The 21,168-nt window shown below is 73.8% G+C and carries 18 protein-coding genes; 10 read left to right on the top strand and 8 right to left on the bottom strand.

Annotated features, from left to right (window positions below; genetic code table 11):
• Positions 1–111 precede the first annotated feature (111 nt).
• The 6 genes from ACGFRF_RS04030 to ACGFRF_RS04005 all read left to right on the top strand — a co-directional run bounded on the left by ACGFRF_RS04030 (position 112) and on the right by ACGFRF_RS04005 (position 8,693).
• Positions 112–852 carry a hypothetical protein gene (locus ACGFRF_RS04030; protein WP_393736954.1) on the top strand — a complete coding sequence of 247 codons (741 nt, stop codon included), beginning with the start codon at positions 112–114 and terminating at the stop codon, positions 850–852.
• A complete protein-coding gene (locus ACGFRF_RS04025; protein ID WP_393736952.1) occupies positions 849–1,472 on the top strand; it encodes a SixA phosphatase family protein in 624 nt (207 codons plus the stop codon). The genes ACGFRF_RS04030 and ACGFRF_RS04025 overlap by 4 nt, the downstream gene beginning before the upstream one ends.
• 41 nt (positions 1,473–1,513) lie before the next feature.
• Positions 1,514–2,140: a YigZ family protein gene (locus ACGFRF_RS04020; protein ID WP_393736950.1), complete on the top strand. Its 627-nt coding sequence runs from the start codon at positions 1,514–1,516 to the stop codon at positions 2,138–2,140.
• 107 nt (positions 2,141–2,247) lie between these two features.
• A complete protein-coding gene (locus ACGFRF_RS04015) occupies positions 2,248–3,411 on the top strand; it encodes an exonuclease SbcCD subunit D (protein ID WP_393736948.1) in 1,164 nt (387 codons plus the stop codon).
• Entirely contained in the window at positions 3,408–6,398 is a 2,991-nt protein-coding gene (locus ACGFRF_RS04010) for an AAA family ATPase (protein ID WP_393736946.1), read from the top strand. The genes ACGFRF_RS04015 and ACGFRF_RS04010 overlap by 4 nt, the downstream gene beginning before the upstream one ends.
• A gap of 177 nt (positions 6,399–6,575) precedes the next feature.
• Positions 6,576–8,693, top strand: a complete 2,118-nt coding sequence (locus tag ACGFRF_RS04005; RefSeq protein ID WP_393736944.1) for a LamG-like jellyroll fold domain-containing protein — start codon at positions 6,576–6,578, stop codon at positions 8,691–8,693.
• Between the two features lie 87 nt (positions 8,694–8,780).
• Here ACGFRF_RS04005 and ACGFRF_RS04000 read toward each other — a convergent pair whose 3' ends face one another.
• On the bottom strand, positions 8,781–9,227 hold the full coding sequence (locus ACGFRF_RS04000; protein WP_393736942.1) for an Lrp/AsnC family transcriptional regulator: 447 nt from the start codon (positions 9,225–9,227) through the stop codon (positions 8,781–8,783).
• Positions 9,228–9,321: 94 nt separating this feature from the next.
• Between ACGFRF_RS04000 and ACGFRF_RS03995 the strand changes: the two genes are divergently transcribed.
• Positions 9,322–9,798 (top strand): rhodanese-like domain-containing protein, encoded by a 477-nt coding sequence (locus tag ACGFRF_RS03995; RefSeq protein WP_393736940.1) that lies wholly within the window; start codon positions 9,322–9,324, stop codon positions 9,796–9,798.
• A 26-nt stretch (positions 9,799–9,824) separates the two neighbouring features.
• Positions 9,825–10,340, top strand: coding sequence for an immunity 21 family protein (locus tag ACGFRF_RS03990; RefSeq protein WP_393736938.1), 516 nt, complete (start codon positions 9,825–9,827; stop codon positions 10,338–10,340).
• 27 nt (positions 10,341–10,367) lie between these two features.
• On the opposite strand, the gene ACGFRF_RS03985 is transcribed toward ACGFRF_RS03990, so the two are convergent.
• From ACGFRF_RS03985 to ACGFRF_RS03970, 4 genes are all read right to left on the bottom strand, one after another.
• Positions 10,368–11,606 (bottom strand): cytochrome P450, encoded by a 1,239-nt coding sequence (locus ACGFRF_RS03985; RefSeq protein WP_393736937.1) that lies wholly within the window; start codon positions 11,604–11,606, stop codon positions 10,368–10,370.
• Between the two features lie 35 nt (positions 11,607–11,641).
• Positions 11,642–13,033 carry an NAD(P)/FAD-dependent oxidoreductase gene (locus ACGFRF_RS03980; RefSeq protein WP_393736935.1) on the bottom strand — a complete coding sequence of 464 codons (1,392 nt, stop codon included), beginning with the start codon at positions 13,031–13,033 and terminating at the stop codon, positions 11,642–11,644.
• A complete protein-coding gene (locus ACGFRF_RS03975) occupies positions 13,023–13,268 on the bottom strand; it encodes a ferredoxin (protein ID WP_393736933.1) in 246 nt (81 codons plus the stop codon). The genes ACGFRF_RS03980 and ACGFRF_RS03975 overlap by 11 nt, the downstream gene beginning before the upstream one ends.
• A gap of 193 nt (positions 13,269–13,461) precedes the next feature.
• The gene (locus ACGFRF_RS03970; protein WP_393736931.1) at positions 13,462–14,139 is read right to left on the bottom strand and encodes a hypothetical protein; all 678 of its coding nucleotides are present in this window, start codon (positions 14,137–14,139) and stop codon (positions 13,462–13,464) included.
• A gap of 667 nt (positions 14,140–14,806) precedes the next feature.
• Here ACGFRF_RS03970 and ACGFRF_RS03965 point away from each other — a divergent pair.
• Positions 14,807–15,649 carry an SDR family oxidoreductase gene (locus ACGFRF_RS03965; RefSeq protein WP_393736929.1) on the top strand — a complete coding sequence of 281 codons (843 nt, stop codon included), beginning with the start codon at positions 14,807–14,809 and terminating at the stop codon, positions 15,647–15,649.
• Positions 15,650–15,699: 50 nt separating this feature from the next.
• Here ACGFRF_RS03965 and ACGFRF_RS03960 read toward each other — a convergent pair whose 3' ends face one another.
• Positions 15,700–17,391 (bottom strand): DUF885 domain-containing protein, encoded by a 1,692-nt coding sequence (locus ACGFRF_RS03960; RefSeq protein WP_393736927.1) that lies wholly within the window; start codon positions 17,389–17,391, stop codon positions 15,700–15,702.
• A 52-nt stretch (positions 17,392–17,443) separates the two neighbouring features.
• Positions 17,444–17,929, bottom strand: a complete 486-nt coding sequence (locus tag ACGFRF_RS03955; RefSeq protein ID WP_393736925.1) for an Lrp/AsnC family transcriptional regulator — start codon at positions 17,927–17,929, stop codon at positions 17,444–17,446.
• Between the two features lie 60 nt (positions 17,930–17,989).
• Here ACGFRF_RS03955 and ACGFRF_RS03950 point away from each other — a divergent pair, with 60 nt between their 5' ends.
• Positions 17,990–19,189, top strand: coding sequence for a trans-sulfuration enzyme family protein (locus ACGFRF_RS03950; protein WP_393736923.1), 1,200 nt, complete (start codon positions 17,990–17,992; stop codon positions 19,187–19,189).
• Positions 19,190–19,662: 473 nt separating this feature from the next.
• On the opposite strand, the gene ACGFRF_RS03945 is transcribed toward ACGFRF_RS03950, so the two are convergent.
• A complete protein-coding gene (locus ACGFRF_RS03945; protein WP_393736921.1) occupies positions 19,663–21,126 on the bottom strand; it encodes a GNAT family N-acetyltransferase in 1,464 nt (487 codons plus the stop codon).
• Positions 21,127–21,168 lie beyond the last annotated feature (42 nt).

Here is a 21,168-nt window from a genome sequence, read left to right as displayed (position 1 = left end):
TCGGGCAACAGCACCCCGGGGGCGCTGATTCCCGCGCCCGTACCCCGCCACGGTGTCGCGAATCGGTGCAAGGTGCCTGCGCGGCGCCGTCCGTCCGCCTACGCTCGCCCCGTGCTGCGTATCCTCGACGCCCGAACCGGTGAGCCCGTCTCCGCCGCGCCCGCCCGCCGCGGCCTGACCCGCATCGAGGCCTACGCCTCCGGCCTCGACCCGACGGCCCTGCGGGTGCTGCTCACCGCCGACCTGCTCGTCCGCGCCCTGGAACTGGGCGGCACCCCGGTCTGGACGATCCTCACCGCACCCCACCGGCAGGCCGAACTCCGCGCCGCCGCCACCACCCTGGCCATCCGCCCCTTCGAGGACGGCCGCGACCTCGCGTCCGGGCTGGGGGAGGCACAGGTGATCCACGTGCGCGAAGCGGGGGCCGACAACGTCCCCGGCGACGGAACGGTGGCGGCCGTCGGGCCGGTGACATGGGCGGGCCCGGACCCCTCGCTCCACACCCTGCTCGCCGACCCCACCGCCCTGCGCCTCGCCCTCCTCCGCGTCCCCCGCGCCGAACCCGCCCGGCTGGACACCGCGGCACTGGACCGGGCGGCACAAGCGCTCGCCCACTGGCGCCGTGCCGTGGCCGGATGGGCACGGCAACCCTCGCGGCCGGTGCCCGACGAGGTGCGGGCGCGGCTGCGGGCCGCCTGGGAGGACGATCTCGACCTGCCCGGAGTCCTGGAGGTGCTGCGGGACGTGGAGAACGCCCCGGACCTGCCCGACGGCGCCCGCTTCGAGACGTACGTCTACGCCGACCGGCTGCTCGCTCTCGACCTGCCCCGCGACGTGGGGACCCTCGCGTGATCGAGCGGGCGGGCGCCGGCCCGCTGCGCCGCCTGGTGGTGCTGCGGCACGCCAAGTCCGCCTGGCCCGAGGGGGTCGAGGACCACCTCAGGCCGCTCGCACCGCGCGGCCTCAGGGACGCCCCGGCCGCCGGCCGCGCCCTCGCGGAGGCCGGTGGCCTGCCCGACCTCGCTCTGTGCTCCACCGCGGTACGCGCCCGCCGCACCTGGGACCTGGCCTCCGCCCAGTGGGGCACCCCGCCGCCGGTCCGCTACGACCGGCGGCTGTACGCGGCCGGCGTACCGGAGCTGCTGGAGGTCGTGCGGGAGGTGCCGCGCGCGGTGGAGACGCTGCTGCTGGTGGGACACAACCCGGGACTCGAGGAACTGGTCCTGGAACTGGCCGGGGACGGTCTGGACGACACGCTGGACCGGGTGCGGGTGAAGTTCCCGACGTCCGCGATCGCCGTACTGGCCTGGCGCGGCACCGGCTGGCCGGCCCTCGCCCCGGGTACGGCCCTGCTGACGTCGTTCACCACGCCGCGCGGCAAGAAGGGCCACGGCGGCAAGGGTCACGGCAAGAAGGGCCACGGCGGCAAGGGCCACGGCAAGAAGGGCCACGGCGGCAAGGACAAGGAGTAGCCCGGCTCACCCTGTGTGCACCCTCGGCATAGGCTGACCGGATGCAGGACGAGTACCGCACAGTCGCCCGCACGGGCGTGCACGAGACCGAGATCAACCGCTCCCGCTTCCTGTGCGCCCTCGCCCCGGCCGCCGGCGAGCAGGAGGCGCAGCAGTTCATCGCCTCCGTCCGCAAGGAGCACGCCGACGCCACGCACAACTGCTGGGCGTACGTCATCGGCGCCGACGCCTCCGTGCAGAAGGCCGGCGACGACGGCGAACCGAGCGGCACCGCCGGCCTCCCCATGCTCCAGATGCTGCTGCGCCGCGACATGCGGTACGTCGTCACCGTCGTCACCCGCTACTACGGCGGCGTCAAGCTGGGCGCCGGCGGTCTCATCCGCGCCTACGGAGGAGCCGTCGGCGAGGCCCTGGACACGCTCGGCACGATCACCCGGCGCCGCTTCCGGCTGGCCACCGTGACCGTCGACCACCAGCGCGCGGGCAAGGTCCAGAACGACCTGCGCGCCACCGGACGCGAGGTCAGGGACGTCCGCTACGGCGAGGCCGTCACCATCGAGATCGGCCTGCCGGACGCCGACGTCGACGTCTTCCGCGCCTGGCTCGCCGATGTGACGGCGGGCACGGCGGTGTTCGAACTGGGCGGCGAAGCCTACGGAGACGCCTGACGATTGTGGTGAATCGGGCATAACAGGCGCATGGTGCGCGGGTCGTGACGGGCTGATACGGGAGTAACCGCCCGTGATGTCAGACCCGGCCGTTAGGCTCGGGGATCATGAGATTCCTGCACACGTCCGACTGGCATCTCGGCCGGGCCTTCCACCGGGTGAACATGCTCGGGGCCCAGGCCGAGTTCATCGGTCACCTCGTCACCACCGTGCGTGAGCGCGAGGTCGACGCGGTGGTCGTGTCGGGGGACGTGTACGACCGCGCGGTGCCGCCGCTCGCCGCCGTCGAGCTGTTCGACGACGCCCTGCACCGCCTCGCGGACCTCGGCGTGCCCACGGTGATGATCTCCGGCAACCACGACTCGGCCCGCCGCCTCGGCGTCGGCGCCGGACTCATCGACCGCGCGGGTATCCACCTGCGCACCGAACCGTCCGCCGTCGGCACCCCGGTGATCCTCGCCGACGCCCACGGCGACGTCGCCTTCTACGGGCTGCCCTACCTCGAACCCGCCCTCGTGAAGGACGAGTTCGCGGTGGACCGGGCCGGCCACGAGGCAGTGCTCGGCGCCGCCATGGACCGCGTCCGCGCCGACCTCGCCACACGCGCGTCGGGCACCCGGTCCGTCGTCCTCGCCCACGCCTTCGTCACCGGCGGCCAGGCCAGCGACAGCGAGCGGGACATCACCGTCGGGGGAGTGGCCGCCGTCCCGGCCGGTGTCTTCGACGGCGTCGACTACGCGGCACTCGGGCATCTGCACGGCTGCCAGACGATCACCGAGCGCGTGCGCTACTCCGGCTCCCCGCTCGCCTACTCCTTCTCCGAGGCCGGTCACCGCAAGAGCATGTGGCTGATCGACCTGGCCGCCGACGGCTCGGTCACCGGCGAGCGCGTCGACTGCCCCGTGCCCCGCCCGCTCGCCCGCCTCCGCGGCACGCTGGACACCCTCCTCGCCGACCCGGAGCTGGCCCGGCACGAGGACGCCTGGGTCGAGGTCACCCTCACCGACGCGGTCCGCCCGGCCGACCCGATGGCCCGGCTCACCGAGCGCTTCCCGCACACCCTCAGCCTGGTCTTCGCCCCCGACCGGGCCCCGGACGACCCCCAGGTGTCGTACGCCCGCCGGCTCGCGGGCCGCACCGACCAGCAGATCGCCCAGGACTTCGTCGCCCATGTGCGCGGTGCCGGACCGGACGACCGGGAAGCGGCCGTGCTGCGCGACGCCTTCGACACGGTGCGCGCCGACGACGCCGTACGGGAGGTGGCCCGGTGAGGCTGCACCGGCTGGACGTCACCGCCTTCGGGCCCTTCGGCGGCTCCCAGAGCGTCGACTTCGACGCGCTGTCCGCCGCCGGGCTCTTCCTGCTGCACGGCCCGACCGGAGCGGGCAAGACGTCCGTCCTGGACGCCGTCTGCTACGCCCTCTACGGCACCGTCCCCGGCGCCCGGCAGAGCGGCCAGGGCATGTCCCTACGCAGCGACCACGCCGAGCCGCGCACCCGCACCGAGGTCCGGCTCGAGCTGACCGTCGCCGGACGCCGGCTGGAGGTCACCCGGCAGCCGCCCTGGGAGCGGCCCAAGCTGCGCGGCAAGGGCACCACCGTCGACAAGGCCCAGACCTGGCTGCGCGAGTACGACAGCACGGCCGGCGTCTGGAAGGACCGCAGCCGCTCCCACCAGGAGATCGGCGAGGAGATCACCCAGCTGCTCGGTATGAGCCGCGAACAGTTCTGCCAGGTCGTCCTGCTGCCCCAGGGCGACTTCGCCCGCTTCCTGCGGGCCGACGCCGAGGCCCGGGGCCGCCTGCTCGGCCGCCTCTTCGGCACCCAGCGGTTCGCCGACGTCGAGAAGCGCCTCGCCGAACGCCGACGCGCCACCGAGGCACGCGTGCGGGAAGGGGACGCGGCGCTGCTCGCCGACGCCCACCGCATGCAGCAGGAGGCCGGGGACGCCATGGAGCTGCCCGAGCTGGCCCCCGGCGACCCCGGCCTCGCCGAGGCCGTCCTCGCCGCCGCCGCCGTCGCCCGCAGCACCGCACGGGAACGCCTCACCGTCGCCCACTGCCGCCTCGGCGCCGCCGAGTCCACCCACGCCGCGGCGCAGCGCGCCCTGGAGGACATACGCGAACTCGCCCGGCTGCAGAGGAGGTTCGCCGACGCACGGCAACGCGCCGAGCGCCTCCAGGAGCGGGCCGGCGCCCACCGCGAGGCGCAGGAACGCATGGAACGGGGCCGGAAGGCGGAGGCCGTCGCGCCCGCGCTGGAACTGCGGGAGGCCGCCGAGGCGGAGCACCGAAGGGCCGCCCAGGCAGAGTCACGCGCGTGTGCGCTGCTGCCCGACTCCTACGCCGGCGCCGGTGCGAGCGGACTCGCCTCCGCCGCCCGCCGGGCCGCCGAGGAACTGGGCGGCCTGGACGCCGCCCGGCGAGCCGAGCGGCGGCTCGCCGACCTGGTCGAGGAGCGGGCCGCGCTCGACCGGCAGGAGCGCGCCGACGAGGACGTCCTGCGCGAGGCCGACGCCTGGCTCGCCGACTGGGACACCACGCGCGCGGCGCTGCAGGCCCGCATCGACTCCGCCCAGGAGGCCGCCACCCTCGCCGAACAGCTCGCCGTCCAGCGGGAACCGATGCGGCGGCGCCTCACCGCGGCCCGCACCCGGGACGAGCTGGCCACCGGCCTGGCGGAGGCACAGCGCCACGCACGCGCCTCCGAGCTGCGCGCCCTCGACGCGCGCGCCCACTGGCTCGACCTCAAGGAACAGCGCCTGAACGGCATCGCCGCCGAACTGGCCGCCCACCTCACCGACGGCGAACCCTGCGCCGTCTGCGGAGCCACCGAACACCCCGCACCCGCCCGCAAGGTCGCCGGGCACGTCGACCGCGAGACGGAGGACCGCGCCCTCGCCGCCTACCAGCGCGCCGAGGAGCAGCACACCGAGGACGAGCGGCGCCTCGGCGTCGTCCGCGAGGCCCTGGCCGCCGCCACCGCAGAGGCCGGCGACACGCCCACCGCCCGGCTCGCCGCCGAGGCCGACGAACTCGAGCAGCAGTACGCCCGCGCCCGCCGCGCCGCCTCCGCCCTGCACGCCGCCCACGAGGAGCTGCGGCGCGCCGAGCACGAGCGCGAGCAGCGCCTCGCCGACCGCCAGCAGGCCGCCGTACGCGCCGCCTCCCGGCTCACCCGGCGCGAGAGCCTGGAGCGTGAACGGTCCCTGCTGGAGGAGGAGTTGACCCAGGCGCGCGGCACGGCCGACAGCGTGGCCGCGCGGGCCGCGCAGCTGGAGCGGCGGGCGACGCTGCTCAGCCGGGCCGCGGACGCCGTGCGCGCCGCCGAGGACACCGCCCAGCGTCTGAAGGACGCCGATGCCCGCCTCGCCGACGCCGCCTACCGGGCCGGCTTCGACACCCCCCAGGCCGCGGCCGCCGCCCTGCTGGACGCCGCCACCCACCGCGAACTGCAACACCGCCTGGACGCCTGGCAGGCGGAAGAGGCCGCCGTACGCGCCGTGCTCGCCGAGGCCGACACCGCCGCGGCCGCCCAGCAGCCGCCCGCCGACCCGGCCACGGCCGAACGGACAGCGGCCATGGCGGAACGCGGACTACGGGACGCCGCCTCCGCGCGGGACGCCGCCGCCCGCTGCTGCGCCGAGCTGGACCGCCTCTCCGCACGCGCCACCGAAGCCGTACGACGCCTCGCACCGCTGCGCGACGACCACGACAGGGTGGCCCGGCTCGCCGCCCTCACCGCCGGCACCTCCGCCGACAACGACCGCAAGATGCGCCTGGAGTCGTACGTGCTCGCGGCCCGCCTGGAGCAGGTGGCGGCCGCCGCGACCGTCCGCCTGCAGCGCATGTCGTCCGGCCGCTACACCCTCGTCCACTCCGACGACCGCACCGGACGCGGCCGCAGCGGCCTCGGTCTGCACGTGGTCGACGCCTGGACGGGCCGGGAACGGGACACCGCCACGCTGTCCGGCGGCGAGACCTTCTTCGCCTCCCTCGCCCTCGCCCTCGGCCTCGCCGACGTCGTCACCGACGAGGCGGGCGGCGTCCGGCTGGACACCCTCTTCATCGACGAGGGCTTCGGCAGCCTCGACGACCAGACCCTGGACGAGGTCCTGGACGTCCTCGACTCGCTGCGCGAACGCGACCGCAGCGTCGGCATCGTCAGCCACGTCCCCGACCTGCGGCGCCGGATCCACGCCCAGCTGGAGGTGGTGAAGGGGAGAGCAGGGTCGGTGTTGCGGCAGCGGGGGGTCTGACGGCGATCAGACACTGCGGGGGCCGGGAGTGCATCGCGGGCAGTCGATAAGAGGGAAAACCCTTTCGGCGTTGTCAGTGGCCTCTGTTAGCTTCGTCCGGCTCGTGTGATCCACGGGTAAACGCTCACAGGGGAGGGGCAGTTGTCCGGTTTCAGAAAGACGGGCAGATACAGACGGATGGTGGTGGGGAGCTGCGCGGCGGCGCTGCTGGCCACGGCTGCCGGTACGGCGTACGCAGTGGACAACCTGCCGCCCGAGCAGCCGCTGGTCCAGGACCTCCAGTCGCAGGGCAAGGCCTGCGCCACGGGCGACGACACGCCGTACGTCTCGCAGCCGCCCAGGCTCAGCGCCGTGCTGTACGACCCGGAGGAGGACAACCAGCCCTCCGAATTCAGCCCGGTCAAGGGCGAGTTCGAAGCCTGGTGGACGGACGCGGCAGGAGTGGAGCAGCGCCGTACCTACACCACCGTCACCTTGTCGTCGGGCTCGCGCCACTACTGGACGATGCCGGACGACATCCCGGCGAACACGGTTGTCTCCTGGCACGTCCGCGCGAACGACGGCACGGCGACCTCCGCATGGAGCGACGAAGGTGACGGCTCGGTGTGCTCGTTCGTGTACGACGACGCGAACCCCGAGAAGGCGACGATCAGTTCCCCCGAATACCCCACCCCCGAGGAGGTTTTCTGGGTGGACGGGGTGGGCGTCTACGGCCACTTCACCATGGACTCGCCCTCCGACGACGTCGTGTCGTACACGTACTACTTCCTGGACGGCCCGTCTGGGACCGTGTCCGCCGAGCGGCCGGGCGCAGCTGTGACCATTCCGTACCTGCCCCTCACGTCAGGGCCCAAGGAACTGACGGTCCACGCGATCGACCGGTCGGGCCGAAGCAGTGGGGAGTCGCTGTACCACTTCAACGTGAAGTCAGGACGCGTCCCTGTCGCCCGCTGGAAGCTGGACGACCCGGCGGGCTCCCGCTCGGCAGCCGCCGAGCCGGGCACCGCCGCCCGTGCCGGCACCGGCGTGACCTTCGGTGGCCCGGCGCCCTCGGGCACCGGAACCACCACCACGGTCAGCCTTGACGGCAGCGGCCACGGCTTCCTCACCCCGGACGCGGCAGCCACCGACATCAGCAAGACCTTCGCCGTCAGCGCCTGGGCGCGGCCCGCCGAGACCGGCCGGACCATGACCGTCGCCAGCCAGGACGCGGACGGCGAGCCCGGTTTCACCCTCGGGCTGCGCAGCCAGGACGGGGACTCCGTCTGGTCGTTCGCGACCGGGGGCGCGCGGGTGTCCGGTGGCGCGCCCGAGACCGGCGAGTGGGCCCATCTGCTGGGGCTGTACGACGCCGAGACAGGTCGCGCGCAGTTGTACGTCAACGGCCATGAGGTCGGCACCGCGGCACAGGCGACTCCAGCCGACGAGACGGCCGGCGCGTTCCAGATCGGACGCGCACGTGGGGCCAGCGGCTACCGTGACCGGTGGCACGGTGACATCGGTGACGTACGGGTACACGACCGGGTGGTGGCGCCGGGAGAGGTGGCCGAACTGGCACTGCGCAAGCCGAAATCACTCGGCCACTGGTCGCTGGAGAACGCGGCGGACGGCGCGAGCCCCGAGCAGTCGGGCGGCGCGCCCCTGCGGCTCGGCACGGGCGCTTCGATCTACCGAGGCTCCGACAGTTCCTGCCTCCCGGAGATCGACCCCGACTGCACCTATGTGCCGCCGCCCCTCGTCGGCGACGGACATCTGCGTCTGGACGGCGAGACTGGATACGCCGCCGCCGACGGCCCCGTGGTGGACACCGGGGACAGTTTCACCATCGGCGTCGTCGTACGCCTCGCGGACGCCGAGCCGGCGCACCCGATGAGCGTGCTCTCGCAGGCCGGCGAGCACACCGACGCGTTCAAGGTGCGCTACGTGCCGTCCACGCACACCTGGCAACTGGTGATGCCGGAGAAGGACGAGGCCGGAGCCCCCGAGAAGGTGGTGTCCCAGATCGAGGGCGCGGACGGCGGCCAGGGTCAGGGCCATCGTCTCGCCGTGGTCTACGACGACGGGACCGACACCATCAAGCTCTACCTCGACGGCTACACGAACGCCGAGGCGACCGCGAGCCTGCCCGACGGCTGGCACAGCACCGGTGCGCTCCAGATCGGCCGGGCCACGGCCGGTGACGGCTGGGGCGAGTACCTCCACGGCGACGTGGACGAGGTGCAGGCCTACTCCGGTGCGCTGAGGGACGATGACGTGCTCGGCCTGGGCTGGGGTACGGAACCCTGCCTGTGCTGACCCGTCCGTGCTGAGTCCGCAGGTCTTGACTCCCGACGGCCCGCCGCGACCCAGGTTCCGGCGGGGCGTCAGGACGGACCACAGGGCCTAGCGGCCCAGCGGCCGCCGGGGCAGGGGGGACGAGTAGACCACGCTGGTGGTCACCGAGCCCAGTGCGCCGATCTTTCCCGAGACCTCTTCCAGATGGGACATGGAACGCGCGGCGACCTTGATGACGAAGCAGTCGTCGCCGGTGACGTGGTGCGCCTCCAGGATCTCGGGGGTCGCCGCGACCAGGTCGTGGAAGGGCTTGTAGTTGCCGTTCGGGTACCTGAGGCGCACGAACGCAAGGATCGACAGGCCGAGCCGCTCGGGGTCGACGACCGCCGCGTACCCCTGGATCACGCCCGCCTCCTCCAGCCTGCGGACCCGTTCGGTGACGGCGCTCGGCGACATGGAGACCTCGCGGGCCAGCTCGGCGTAGCTGGCCCGCCCCGCGCGCTGGAGGACCTCGAGGATGCGCCAGTCGGTGGCGTCCGGGGAATACACGGTCATCCCGGATGGATAGCAGGGGAATCCCCGGCCGGGCAAGGGCAACCCAGTGGATCCCCACTTCAGTGAGCGGGCCGCGGCCCATAGATTTCCCGTCATGATCACCACGACTTCCGAGAACCCGGTCCTGCGCGTCGCCCCCGCCGCTCCCGCCGAGGCCGCCGCCTACTTCCGGGCGAGCCTGGCCTTCCACGCCGACGTCTCCGACGTGGCCGCCGCCCTCGCGGCCGGCGGTGACCCCGGGTTCGTCGTCATCGACACCCGTTCCACCGAATCCTGGGACCAGGGCCACGTCCCCGGCGCGGTCCACCTGCCGACCGCGCTCGTCCCCGAGCAGGCCGCACAACTCCTCGACACCTCCGTACCCGTGGTGACCTACTGCTGGGGCCCCGGCTGCAACGGCGCCACCCGCGCCGCCCTCGCCCTCGCCGAACTCGGCTACCAGGTCAAGGAGATGCTCGGCGGCTTCGAGTACTGGGCCCGCGAGGGCTTCGCCTACGAGACCTGGCGGGGCCCGGCACGCCGGGACGCCGACCCGCTGACGGCACCCGTGGAAGGCGAGTGCGGCTGCTGACACCCGCCCGTGTAGGTTCTCTGCCCATGGCTCGATACACGGACCCAGGTGTGCTGGAGTGGGTGGAGTCGGGCGGCGGCCCGCTGATAGCCCTTCCGGAGACGGTCCTGCCGTTCTGGGCGGGCGCCGACACCGAGGAACTCGACACGGACTACGACCGGGCGTGCGAGGTGGCCGGATATGCCGGCCTCCTGCCGGTCGGCGACAGCGCGGCCCTCGTCCTCGGGGACGAACCGGCCGCCACCTCCTACCTGCCCGAGCACGGCACCTTCGTGCGCTGGTCCGCCGCGGACTCCGAGGACGAACTCCTCGCCGCCGTCCCCGACGCGCTCGAGGAGGCCGAGTGGGGGGACGAGATGCGCTGGACCGTGCCCGGCCCGGTCGTCCTCTTCGACTCCGCCCGGCAGGGCGGCGACATCGCCCTCGCCGACCACCTCCGCGTCCCGCTCGAGCCGGGTCCTTACGCGGTGCGCGCCGCATGGGCCACACCGCGACCCGAGACCTGGATCGGCCTGGTACAGCTCAGGCGGCTCGCGCACTGACGCGGCGCGCACCACCCCGGCCGGCGCTCAACGCAGTCCGTCGAAGGCGATGTCCAGGTGCCGCGGGCCGCGCAGCACGGCGTTCTGCCGGTAGGGCGGAGGGTCCTCGACCAGGCGGGGGCTCTCCAAGCGCCGGGCCAGCTCGGACAGCGCGATCTGGGTCTCCAGCCGGGCCAGCGGAGCGCCGAAGCAGCTGTGGATGCCGCTGCCGAAGCCGAGGTGCTGGAGGTCCCCGCGGTCCGGGTCGAAGCGCTCGGGGTCCTTGAACCGCTCGGGGTCGCGGTTGCCCGCGGCCAGGACGAGCCAGATGCGCGAGCCCTTGGGGATGGTGACCCCGCGCACCTCGATGTCGGCGATGCAGGTCCGCTGCGGCACGAGCTGCACCGGCGGTTCGTACCGCAGCAGCTCCTCCACGATCCTGACCGACAGGCCCGGGTCCTCCCGCAGCCGCTGCAGGATCTCCGGGTGGCGCAACAGGGTCAGCATGCCGTTGGTGATCAGGTTCACCGTCGTCTCGTGACCGGCGATCAGCAGCAGCACCGCGGTGCTGAGCACCTCCATCATCGTCATGGAACCGTCCGGGCCCCGGCTGTGGACCAGGTCGGACAGCAGGTCGTCCCGCGGTTCCTTGGTGCGCTGCTCGACCAGCCCGGCCAGGTACATGCCGAGCTGCATACGGGCTTCCCGCGCGGTCCTCTGCGAGTCGGCGTCCGCGCCCTGGCGCGTCCCGGGGTCGAGGCTGGCGACCAGCGGATCGACCCAGGCGCGAAACCGCGGCTCGTCCTCTCGGGGCACCCCGAGCAGCCGGCAGATCACGGTGACCGGGAAGGGGTAGGCGAACTGGTCGACCAGGTCGATCTGGCGCGCGTCGCCGAAGCCGTCGATCAGCTCGGTGACGATCCCACCCAGCCGGCCCCGCATGTTCTCGATCCGCCGCGGCTGGTGCGGCGGTCCGAAGGCGCTGTTGGCGATCCGCCGCAGCCGGTCGTGCTCGGGCGGGTCCAGGCGGAGGAACGACGGCGGCAGTCCGCCCGTCTCGTCCGTCCGGCCCAGCTCGTCGTCCCCGGCGGCGGCCAGATTGGCCGCGTCGGAGCTGACCCGCGGATCATGGAGCAGCGCCTTGATGTCGTAGTACGAGCTGAGGACGTAGGGGCCGCCCTCCTCCTCGTGCAGCACCGGCGTCCTGCGGAGCTCCTCGTACACCGGGTACGGATCGGCACGGTTGGCGAAATCGGTGATCTGGCGCAACAGCGAGGCGTGCGGCATGACAGGTCCTTGGAGCGTCGGGGCCGGGGCGGCGGTCAGTGGCGGGCGGGATGGAAGACCAACTGCTGGTCGGCCGGTGAGTAGCCGCTGAGGGTCACCATGGGGCCGTGGGTCGGCAGGGACGGGTCCGGGAAGTCGGCATCCACCGGCTGCCGGCCCTCGGGACGCCGGTCCACCGTCGGGAACTCCACCGGGAACGGCGCGCCCCGCTCGATCTGCCGCTGGTAGAACTCCAGCCACCGGGTGTTGTCGAAGCTCACGGCGGCCACCATCCGGCCCTGGTGGCCGTAGACGCCGACGAACCGGCGCTCGGCCGTCGAGCCCTGCGTGATCATGAGCTGCTCGCCCATGGGCGGCACGCCGACCGACTTGATGTTCACCCCGAACTGCGAGGACCAGAAGGCGGGCATCCACAGGTGCGGCCGCCGGTCGGCGCCCGGGCAGATCATGTTGTGCGCGGCGGTCTCGGCCTGCGCGACGGCGTTGCCCCAGTGTTCGAGCGAGAGGAACTGGTAGCCGAACAGCGCGTGCGGGGACCGCGCGACGTCACCCGCGACGAAGACGTCGTCGGTGACGATGCCCCGGAAGTCGAAGGCCCGGCAGCCCGCGTCGCAGGCGATGCCCCGGGGCCCCGCGCCGAGCCCGGACCCGGTCAGCCACTCGGTGTTGCGCATCGACCCCAGCGAGACGACCACGACGTCCGCCTCGACGGTGGTCTCGTCGGACAGGTGGACGGCCCGCACCCGGCCCGCAGAGTCGCCCTCCAGCGAGGTCACCGTGACCCGGGTGCGCAGATCCACGCCGTTCTCGATGTGCAGGTCGGCGGCGACCGCGCCGACCACCCCGCCGAGCGCGCCCACGAGCGGGGCGCCGGCGCGCTCCGCCACGGTGACCGGGATGCCCGCCTCCCGGCAGGCCGAGGCGACCTCCGAACCGGCGAACCCGGCGCCGATGACGAACACCCTGCGCGGCCCCGCCTTCAGCCGCCGGCAGAGCCCGGCCGCGTCGTCACGGGTGCGCAGCAGGAAGACGCCGTCCAGCCGGGCCTCTTCCTCCTTCGGCCAGGGCCGGGCCCGGACACCGGTCGCGATGAGCAGCCGGTCGTACTCGACCTCGTCGCCGTCGGCCAGCCGCACCCGCTTGGCCGCCAGGTCGAGACCGGTCGCCGGGACACCCAGCCGCCACTTTGCGTCGATCTCCCGGCGGTGCGGCAGCTCGGTGTGGAGCGGGGACGCCTTGCCCAGCAGGACCGCCTTCGACAGCGGCGGCCGGTCGTACGGCTCGTAGGGTTCGTCACCGATCATGGTGAGCGAACCGGTGAAGCCCTCGGCGCGCAGCGTCTCGGCGGCCCGCAGCCCGGCCAGCGAGGCGCCGACGATCACGATCCGGCCCTCGCGCCTGAGCCGGTCCACGTCGTCAGCGGTCATGGGACGCCTCCCACGGGGATCCGGCCGCCGACCCGCCCGCTCCGTCCAGGCCGTCGGCCGTGATCGCCTGCACCGGGCAGGCGGCGACGGCCCGCGCCACCCGCTCCCGCTGCTCCTCCTCCGCGCGCGGGTTGTACACCAGCGACTCCTCACCGTGCATCGCGAAGACGTCGGGCGCGAGGAACGCGCACTGGGCGTATCCCTGACACTTGTTGAGATCGACGACGAGCCGCATCGACGCTCCGCCCTTCCGGTGGCCAGGTCCGGGGCGCGCCACCCGTGGCGTGCGGTCGTCTCCGGACGGCGGTCATGTCCCGCAGGCCAGCATGGGAGCGGGGTCGGAGCCCCGCGCGCCGGGCGAGCCGTTCGGGTGAGCGGCGGTAGGGCCCCGCCGGGTCACGCGGATGCGGGGGTACGGTCCCGTCCGGTCACGTGGATGCGGCGGTAGGGGGCCTCGTACGACGGCTCGCCGTGAGGATGTGGACGCTGAGCACCAGCGACCAGGCCGGGAAGACCAGCTCCGCCCAGGGGACGCTCGACGAGACGAAGAGCAGCGTCAGGGTGGTGAGAAAGCCCAGGACCGAGAGCCAGCGCGGCAGGACGCCGAGCCGATGGCCGATCACCGACATGGAGCACACGAAGACGGCCGCCATCCGCATGGCGTACCCCGTCATCAGCGTGTACGCGAGATGGCGGCCGAAGTCCCAGGCGGGCAGGTCCGGCGCCGCCCCGGTAGGGTGCCCGACCGCGAGCACGGCGCCCGCCGCCGCGGCGGCCCCGGACATCGTGGCGGTGAAGACCAGTCCGCTGCCGAGGAAGACGGTGGCGAGGAACTTGTCCTCGGCGTCACCGACGTGCGCGCGTACCACGCCGACGAACCACAGGAAGAAGATCCCGGCGAACGGCACGAGCGCGAGGGCCGTCCGCAGCGCGTTGCGCCGCCCGGAGTCCGTGAAGCCCTGGGCGGTGACCGCGTCGGCCCCCTCGGGGATCCCCAGGCGGACCAGGACGATCGCCGCCGCCAGCAGCAGCGCGAAGACGACTCCGGCCAGCCCGGCGGCCCGCGGCGTCTCCAGCGCCTGCTGCCGCCGCCCCTTCTCCTGCATCCCCGGCCGCCTTCCTCCACATCGGCCCCCGCACCAGCTAGCGGCCTCCCCACCGCACCCGCCACCGGGAGACGGCCGTACGGCCGACTGTGCTCGCGCGGATCACGGCCGGACCGAGCCGGGCTCAGCGAAGGGCGTACGGTCCCGGAGCCTGACTCCCGCGCCTGGCCGACCACTGGGCTCGCGGCCCCGCGTCCGGTCCCGCACCGTGTCCGGCCTTCGGGATCGCGGCGCAGCACTTGGTCTCCCTGCTGGGCCGGTGTGCGCGGGAGGACCGCGTGTCCCGCTGGTGTCGGGCCACGCGGTCGGGTCAGGCGGCCTGGTCACGGCGTTGCGGGCAGGCGGTCCGGTCCCCCGCGTCGTGGCGCACGCGGGCCCGTAGCGGCCTGGCCCGTTCGGGGCAGGCGGGCCACCTCTGCGGCCGGGGTACGCGGGCCCCGGCGTCCGGCCCGCGCGTCGGGCACCGGCGCGGATCCGTCCCGTCCAGCCCCCTTCCGACCCGCTCGGGCGCGATCTCGGCCGTACCTGCATCCCCGCCTCGACCCAGTTCCGGCCCCCTGCTTCGGCCCCGCCTCGGCCCCCAACCCTCGGCTCAGGCCCGCCCCCGCTGATGGGGCACCCTTATTTCGCTCGCGCTTCGGTCGGCGGCCTTCGTACCGTGAGTGTCATGTCCGTACCGAGCCGGCCCACCCCCGTCGAACTGCGCCGCGATCCGCTGCCCCTGCGCGGCCGTACCGCGCTCGTCACCGGTGCCAGCCGGCGTGCCGGGATCGGGCACGCTGTGGCCCGGCGGCTGGCCGCGTACGGGGCCGGCGTCTACCTGCACCACCACGTGCCGCACGACACCGCGATGCCCTGGGGCGCCGACAGTCCCGAGGCCGTCGCCGAGTCCGTGCGCGAGGCGCTCGGCGACCCCGCGGCGCGCGTCATGTCGGGACCCGGAGACCTGGCCGACCCGACGGAGCCGGCCCGGCTGATCGACACCGTGGTCCAGGAGTTCGGCCGCCTGGACATCCTCGTCGCCAACCACGCCCTCAGCGGTTCCGACGGCACCCTGGACGAGATCGACGCCGCGATGCTGGACGCCCACTGGGCGGTGGACGCCCGCTCCGTGCTGCTGCTCGTCCAGGCGTACGCCCGCTCCCGCGCCCCGCTGGCGGAGGACACCCCCGGCGGGCGGGTGGTGCTGATGACCTCCGGGCAGGACATCGCGGGCGGCATGCCGGGCGAGATCGCCTACGCCCTCCAGAAGGGCGCGCTGGCCTCGATCACCCGCTCGCTGTCCACCGCCCTCGCCGAGCACGGCATCACCGTGAACACCGTCAACCCCGGCCCCGTGGACACCGGTTACGCCACCGGCGAGGTCCACGCGGCCGTCGCCGCGCGGTTCCCCACCGGACGCTGGGGCGTTCCCGACGACCCGGCCCGCCTCATCGCATGGCTGGCCACCGACGAGGCGGGCCGGATCACCGGGGAGGTCATCAACTCCGAAGGGGGCTTCCGGCGTTGAGCAGCTGCCTCGGCTCCTTGGGCAGCTTCAGGAGGTCCGGCCCGTGCGGGTCAGAGCCGGGACAGCTCGTCGACCAGGTCGTCCAGGCCCAGCGAGCCCTGCGACAGCGCCGCCATGTGCCAGGCCTTCAGGTCGAACGCCGCGCCGTGCCGCTCGCGCGCCCTCTCCCGGCCCAGCAGCCACGCCCGCTCACCGAGCTTGTAGCCGATGGCCTGACCCGGGATCGTCAGGTACCGGGTCAGCTCGCTCTCCACGAAGTCCGCCGGCCGGCTGCTGTGCGCGCCGAAGAACTCCTCCGCCAGCTCCGGCGTCCATCGCTCACCGGGGTGGAACGGCGAGTCCGCCGGGATCTCCAGTTCCAGGTGCATGCCGATGTCCACGATCACCCGGGCCGCCCGCATCATCTGAGCGTCCAGGTAACCGAGCCGTTCCTCCGGGTCCGCCAGGTAGCCCAGCTCGTCCATCAGCCGCTCCGCGTACAGCGCCCAGCCCTCCGCGTTGGCGCTGACCCCGCCGACCGTCGCCTGGTAGCGGGAGAGGTTCTCGGCCACGTGCGCCCACTGCGCGAGCTGGAGGTGATGGCCGGGCACACCCTCGTGGTACCAGGTCGACACCAGGTCGTAGACCGGGAACCGGGTCTGCCCCATCGTCGGCAGCCAGGTGCGGCCGGGCCGGGAGAAGTCCTCCGACGGGGCGGTGTAGTACGGGGCGGCCGCACCGCCGGGCGGGGCGATGCGCGACTCCACCTTCCGCACCCGCTCGGCGAGTTCGAAGTGTGTGCCGTCCAGGTCCTCGATGGCCTTGTCCATCAGGCCCTGCAGCCACACGCGGACCTCTTCCACGCCCTCGATGTGCCGGCCGTGCTCGTCCAGGTGCGCGAGCGCCACCCACGGCGTCTCGGCGCCGGGCAGGATCTTCTCCGCCTCCCGCTTCATCTCGCCGAGGATCCGGTGGAACTCCGACCAGCCGTACGCGTACGCCTCGTCCAGGTCGAGGTCGGTGCCGTTGAAGTAGCGGGACCAGCGTGCGTACCGCTCGCGGCCCACCGTGTTCGGGGCGCCCTCGATGGCCGGCGCGTACACGTCCCGCAGCCAGTCCCGCAGCTCCACCAGGGCGCCGGTGGCCGCACGGGCCGCCTCGTCCAGCTCCGTACGCAACGCCTCCGGCCCGGCGGCGGCGAAGTCCTCGAACCAGCCGCGGCCCGAGCCGTCCGTGTCCGCCCACTCCGTGAGCTGCCCGATGAAGGTCGCGGTCGGCCGGGGGGACGCGAACAGCTTGCGGTCCAGGCCGAGTCGCAGTGACTCGCGGTAGCCCGCGAGCGCACCCGGGACCGCGCGCAGCCGCTCGGCGATCGCCGCCCAGTCCTCGTCCGTCTGCGAGGGGGTGACCGTGAAGATGTCCCGCACGGCGTGACCGGGCGTGTGCATGTTGCCGACCGCGCGCAGGTGCTCGTCCGCCTCGTGCACGGCGAGTTCCGCGGTCAGCCGCTCCCGCAGCAGCCGCCCGCAGCGCCGCTCCACATCGCTGTCCGCACCGGGCCGGCGCTCCGCCTCGTCCAGCTTCGCGAGGGTGGTCCGGGCCAGCTCCGCGAGGGCCTCCTGGCCGGCCGGCGAGTAGTCGGGCAGCCTGCTCGAACTCTCCTTCACACCGAGGTAGGTGCCGGTGACCGGGTCGAGGGCGATGAGGTCGTCCACGTACGCGTCGGCGACCTGACGGGGCAGCGGGCTCTTGGTCTCAGACATACGGCCCATCCTCGTACGAGGAGGATCACCGCGTCACCCACGTGCGGGGGATTCAGCTCTCGGCGTGGCCCGGTGGCAGCAGCGGTCCGCACTCCCACTGCTGGAAGATCAACCGGGTCTCCACCCGGGCCACCTCCCGCCGCGCCGTGAACTCGTCGAGCACCAGCCGCTGCAGATCGGCCATGTCCGCGACGGCCACATGCACCAGGTAGTCGTCCGGTCCGGTCAGATGGAACACCGTCCGTGCCTCCGGCAGCGCCCGGATCCGTTCCACGAACGGTCCCACCAGCTCCCGCCGGTGCGGCCGTACCTGCACCGAGAGCAGCGCCTGGAGCCCCCGCCCGAGTCTGGCCGGATCGACCTGCAGCCGGTGACCGAGGATCACGCCCGAGCGGCGCAGCCGGGTCACCCGGTCCAGACAGGTCGACGGGGCCACGCCCACCTGTGCGGCGAGGTCGCGGTAGGTGGTCCGGGCGTCGTTCTGCAGCAGCCGCAGCAGATGGAGGTCCACCGGATCCAGTACGACAGATTCGGCCATCGGCCGAACGTAGCACGGTGTGCGATCCCAGTGAACCGTCCGATGTTCACCCTTCCGCCCATGGACACCGCGAGCACCCGTGCCTACGACGACGTACGCACCGCATCGAGAGCCCTGGCCACCGAGGCCGTGCACGCCGGCCGCGACGATCTAGCCCGCCAGGGCCTGCACGCCCCGCCCATCGACCTGTCCACCACCTACCCCTCCTACGACAGCCGCGCCGAGGCCGCCCGCATCGACGCGTTCGCCACCGGCGGCGCAGACCCGGTCGGACCGCCCGTCTACGGCCGTCTCGGCAACCCCACCGTCGCCCGCTTCGAGACCGCGCTGGCCCGCCTGGAGGGCACCGAGTCCGCGGTCGCCTTCGCCAGCGGCATGGCCGCGCTCAGCGCGGTCCTGCTCGCGCGGTCCGCGACGGGCCTGCGGCACGTCGTCGCGGTCCGGCCCCTGTACGGCTGCAGCGACCACCTGCTGACCGCCGGGCTCCTCGGCACGGAGGTCACCTGGACCGACCCGGCCGGCATCGCCGACGCGCTGCGCCCGGACACCGGCCTGGTGATGGTCGAGTCCCCGGCCAACCCGACCCTCGCCGAACTCGACCTGCGGGCCGTCGCCCACGCCTGCGGCTCCGTCCCCCTGCTGGCCGACAACACCTTCGCCACGCCCGTGCTGCAACGCCCGGCCGAGCAGGGCGCCCGGCTGGTGCTGCACAGCGCCACCAAGTACCTCGGCGGTCATGGCGATGTGCTCGCCGGAGTCGTCGCGTGCGACGAGGAGTTCGCGGGCCGGCTCCGGCAGATACGGTTCGCCACGGGTGGGGTCCTGCATCCGCTGGCCGGCTATCTGCTCCTGCGCGGTCTGTCCACCCTCCCCGTGCGGGTCCGGGCCGCCTCCGCGAACGCCGCCGAACTGGCCCGCCGGCTCGGCGCCGACCCGCGCGTGGCCCGCGTCCACTATCCCCGGATCGGCGGCGCGATGATCGCCTTCGAGGTGCATGGCGACCCGCACGAGGTCATCTCCCGGGTCCGGCTCGTCACCCCGGCGGTGAGCCTGGGCAGCGTCGACACGCTCATCCAGCACCCCGCGTCCATCAGCCACCGCATCGTCGACGCCGACGACCGGCGGGGGGCGGGGGTGAGCGATCGCCTGCTGCGGCTCTCCGTGGGCCTGGAGGACGTGGACGACCTGTGGTCCGATCTGGACCAGGCCCTGGGCGAACGCACCCGGAGCCCACTGCCGCTCCGCGAAGCGGTGCACTGACGCGACCGCCCACCGGCGTGACCGGTGGGCGTGACCGACGGGTGTGACCGACGGGTGTGACCAGGTGGGCGTGATCAACGGGCCTGATCGGCGGGGGAGGGGTGACCGGTGGTGGGTCGCGCGGAGTCGGGCACCGCCGGCCAGCACCGTCGTGGCCCAGCGCCGTCGCGACGGCTTCGCTCAGCGGCTGACGCGAGACGCGGACGGCTGGGCGGAACGCCGGCGGTCGGGCGGAACGCGGATGGCTGGGCGGCCCGGCACCTCCCGCCGGGCCGTCAGCGTTCCCCCGGCCGTCCACACCCGTCCGGGCCGTCCGCACCGCGCCCGTCCGCCGGCACCACGCCCGGCCGGCCCCCGCATCCCACTCCGTCCGCATTGCACCCGGCCGTCCACACCCCTCCGGGCCATCCGCACCCCAGCCTTCCGCCAACATGGCGCCCGGTCGGCCCGCACCCCACCGGCGTGTCGTCGGGTCAGTCGCGGTGGGCCGGGTCGCCGAGCCGCTGCCGGTGGGTGTCGTGCGGCGAGCGCTGTGCGACCGGCGTGGCGTCCAGACGGGCCGTGATGACCAGGGTGCCCTCCTCGACCTGGTAGTCCAGGGGCAGGCCGAGGCCGCGCATCGCGGCGACCATGCCCGTGTTGGAGGCCTGCGTCACGGCGTACACGCTCTCGCAGCCGGCCTCCACCGCCATCGCCACCAGCCGGCCGAGCAGTTCGGCGCCGATGCCGCGCCGCTGCCAGTCGTCCTCGATCAGCAGCGCGACCTCCGTCTCGTCACCGTCCCACAGCAGATGCCCGAGGCCGACGATGCGGCCCGAGGGGGTCTGCGCGGCCAGCGTCCGTCCGAAGCGGGGGCTGAGCAGGTGGTTCAGATAGCGGTCCGCGTCGCTGACCGGGCCGTGGTAGCGCATGCCGAGGGTGCGCGCCGAGCACCGCTCGTGCATCGCCTTCGCCGCCGCCACATCCCCGGTGTCGACGCGGCGCACGGTGATGTCGCCGCCCTCCGGCAGCGTCAGTACGTCGTGTCCGCGCGGAATCCGCGGTCCGAGCCGGCTGTCCAGCTCCACCAGCGCCCGGGCCCGTGCGAACTCGGTGGGCGTGAACGGCAGATACGGCCGCTCCACGGTGAGCACCCCGCCCTCCGGTGCGCGCAGTCGCATGACCGTGTCCTCGAGTACGCCCTCGACCGGCACGGGCTCGGGACCACGGCCCCCGCCGACCGGCGTCCCGGGCAGCGAACGGATCGTGCACCGGCCCAGCAACTGACGCAGCGCCAGCGGAAGTTCGGCGGCGTCCAGCGCGGTGCGGGCCGCCAGGCCGAGCACCCGGGTGGGGGCGTCGACCAGGTCGTGGGCGTCGGCCCGCTCGATCCAGGTGGACGAGCCCCCGGCCAGCGAGACGGCCCGGGTGATCCCGGCCGCGGGCAGCGCGCCCGGCGCCCGCAGCAGGAACTCGTCCACCGTGCCGTCGGCCAGCGGATGCGTCTGCAGGCTGAGGATGTCGACCTCCCGCTCGGCCAGCGCCGTGCACAGCGCGGCCAGCGAACCCGGCGCGTCCTTCACCGTCGTCCGCATCCGCCACAACGTGCCGGTGCCGGTCACCTCGTCCGCGGTGGCGCCGGGCTGCTCGGTGGTGGGCCGGTCGGTGTGCCCGGCGGACCGTGTCTCGGCGGTCCGCCGGGCACCGGTATCGCCGGCCGGCGGTGCATGTCCATGGCGCCGTGCCCACCACACGTGGAAGCCCGCTGTCGCCGCCAGCACGATCGCCGAGATCAGCAGCAGTGCCGGGCCGTCGGGTCCGTGGCCGATCAGGTTCGCCACCGCGTCCGCCACGGCCACGGCCGTGAAGAGCGCGGCCAGCTCGACGACGTCCCGCCGCCAGTGGTGCACGGGCCGCCCGTGCTTCGTCCGGGTCACATCAGACATCTCTGGAGTCATGCAGCCACTGTGGAGGAAGGGTGTTGCGTGATCACGAACTGT

The organism is Streptomyces sp. NPDC048521, from assembly GCF_043199855.1.
In the GTDB taxonomy this organism is placed as follows: domain Bacteria; phylum Actinomycetota; class Actinomycetes; order Streptomycetales; family Streptomycetaceae; genus Streptomyces.
This window is presented reverse-complemented; position numbering and strand designations above follow the sequence as displayed.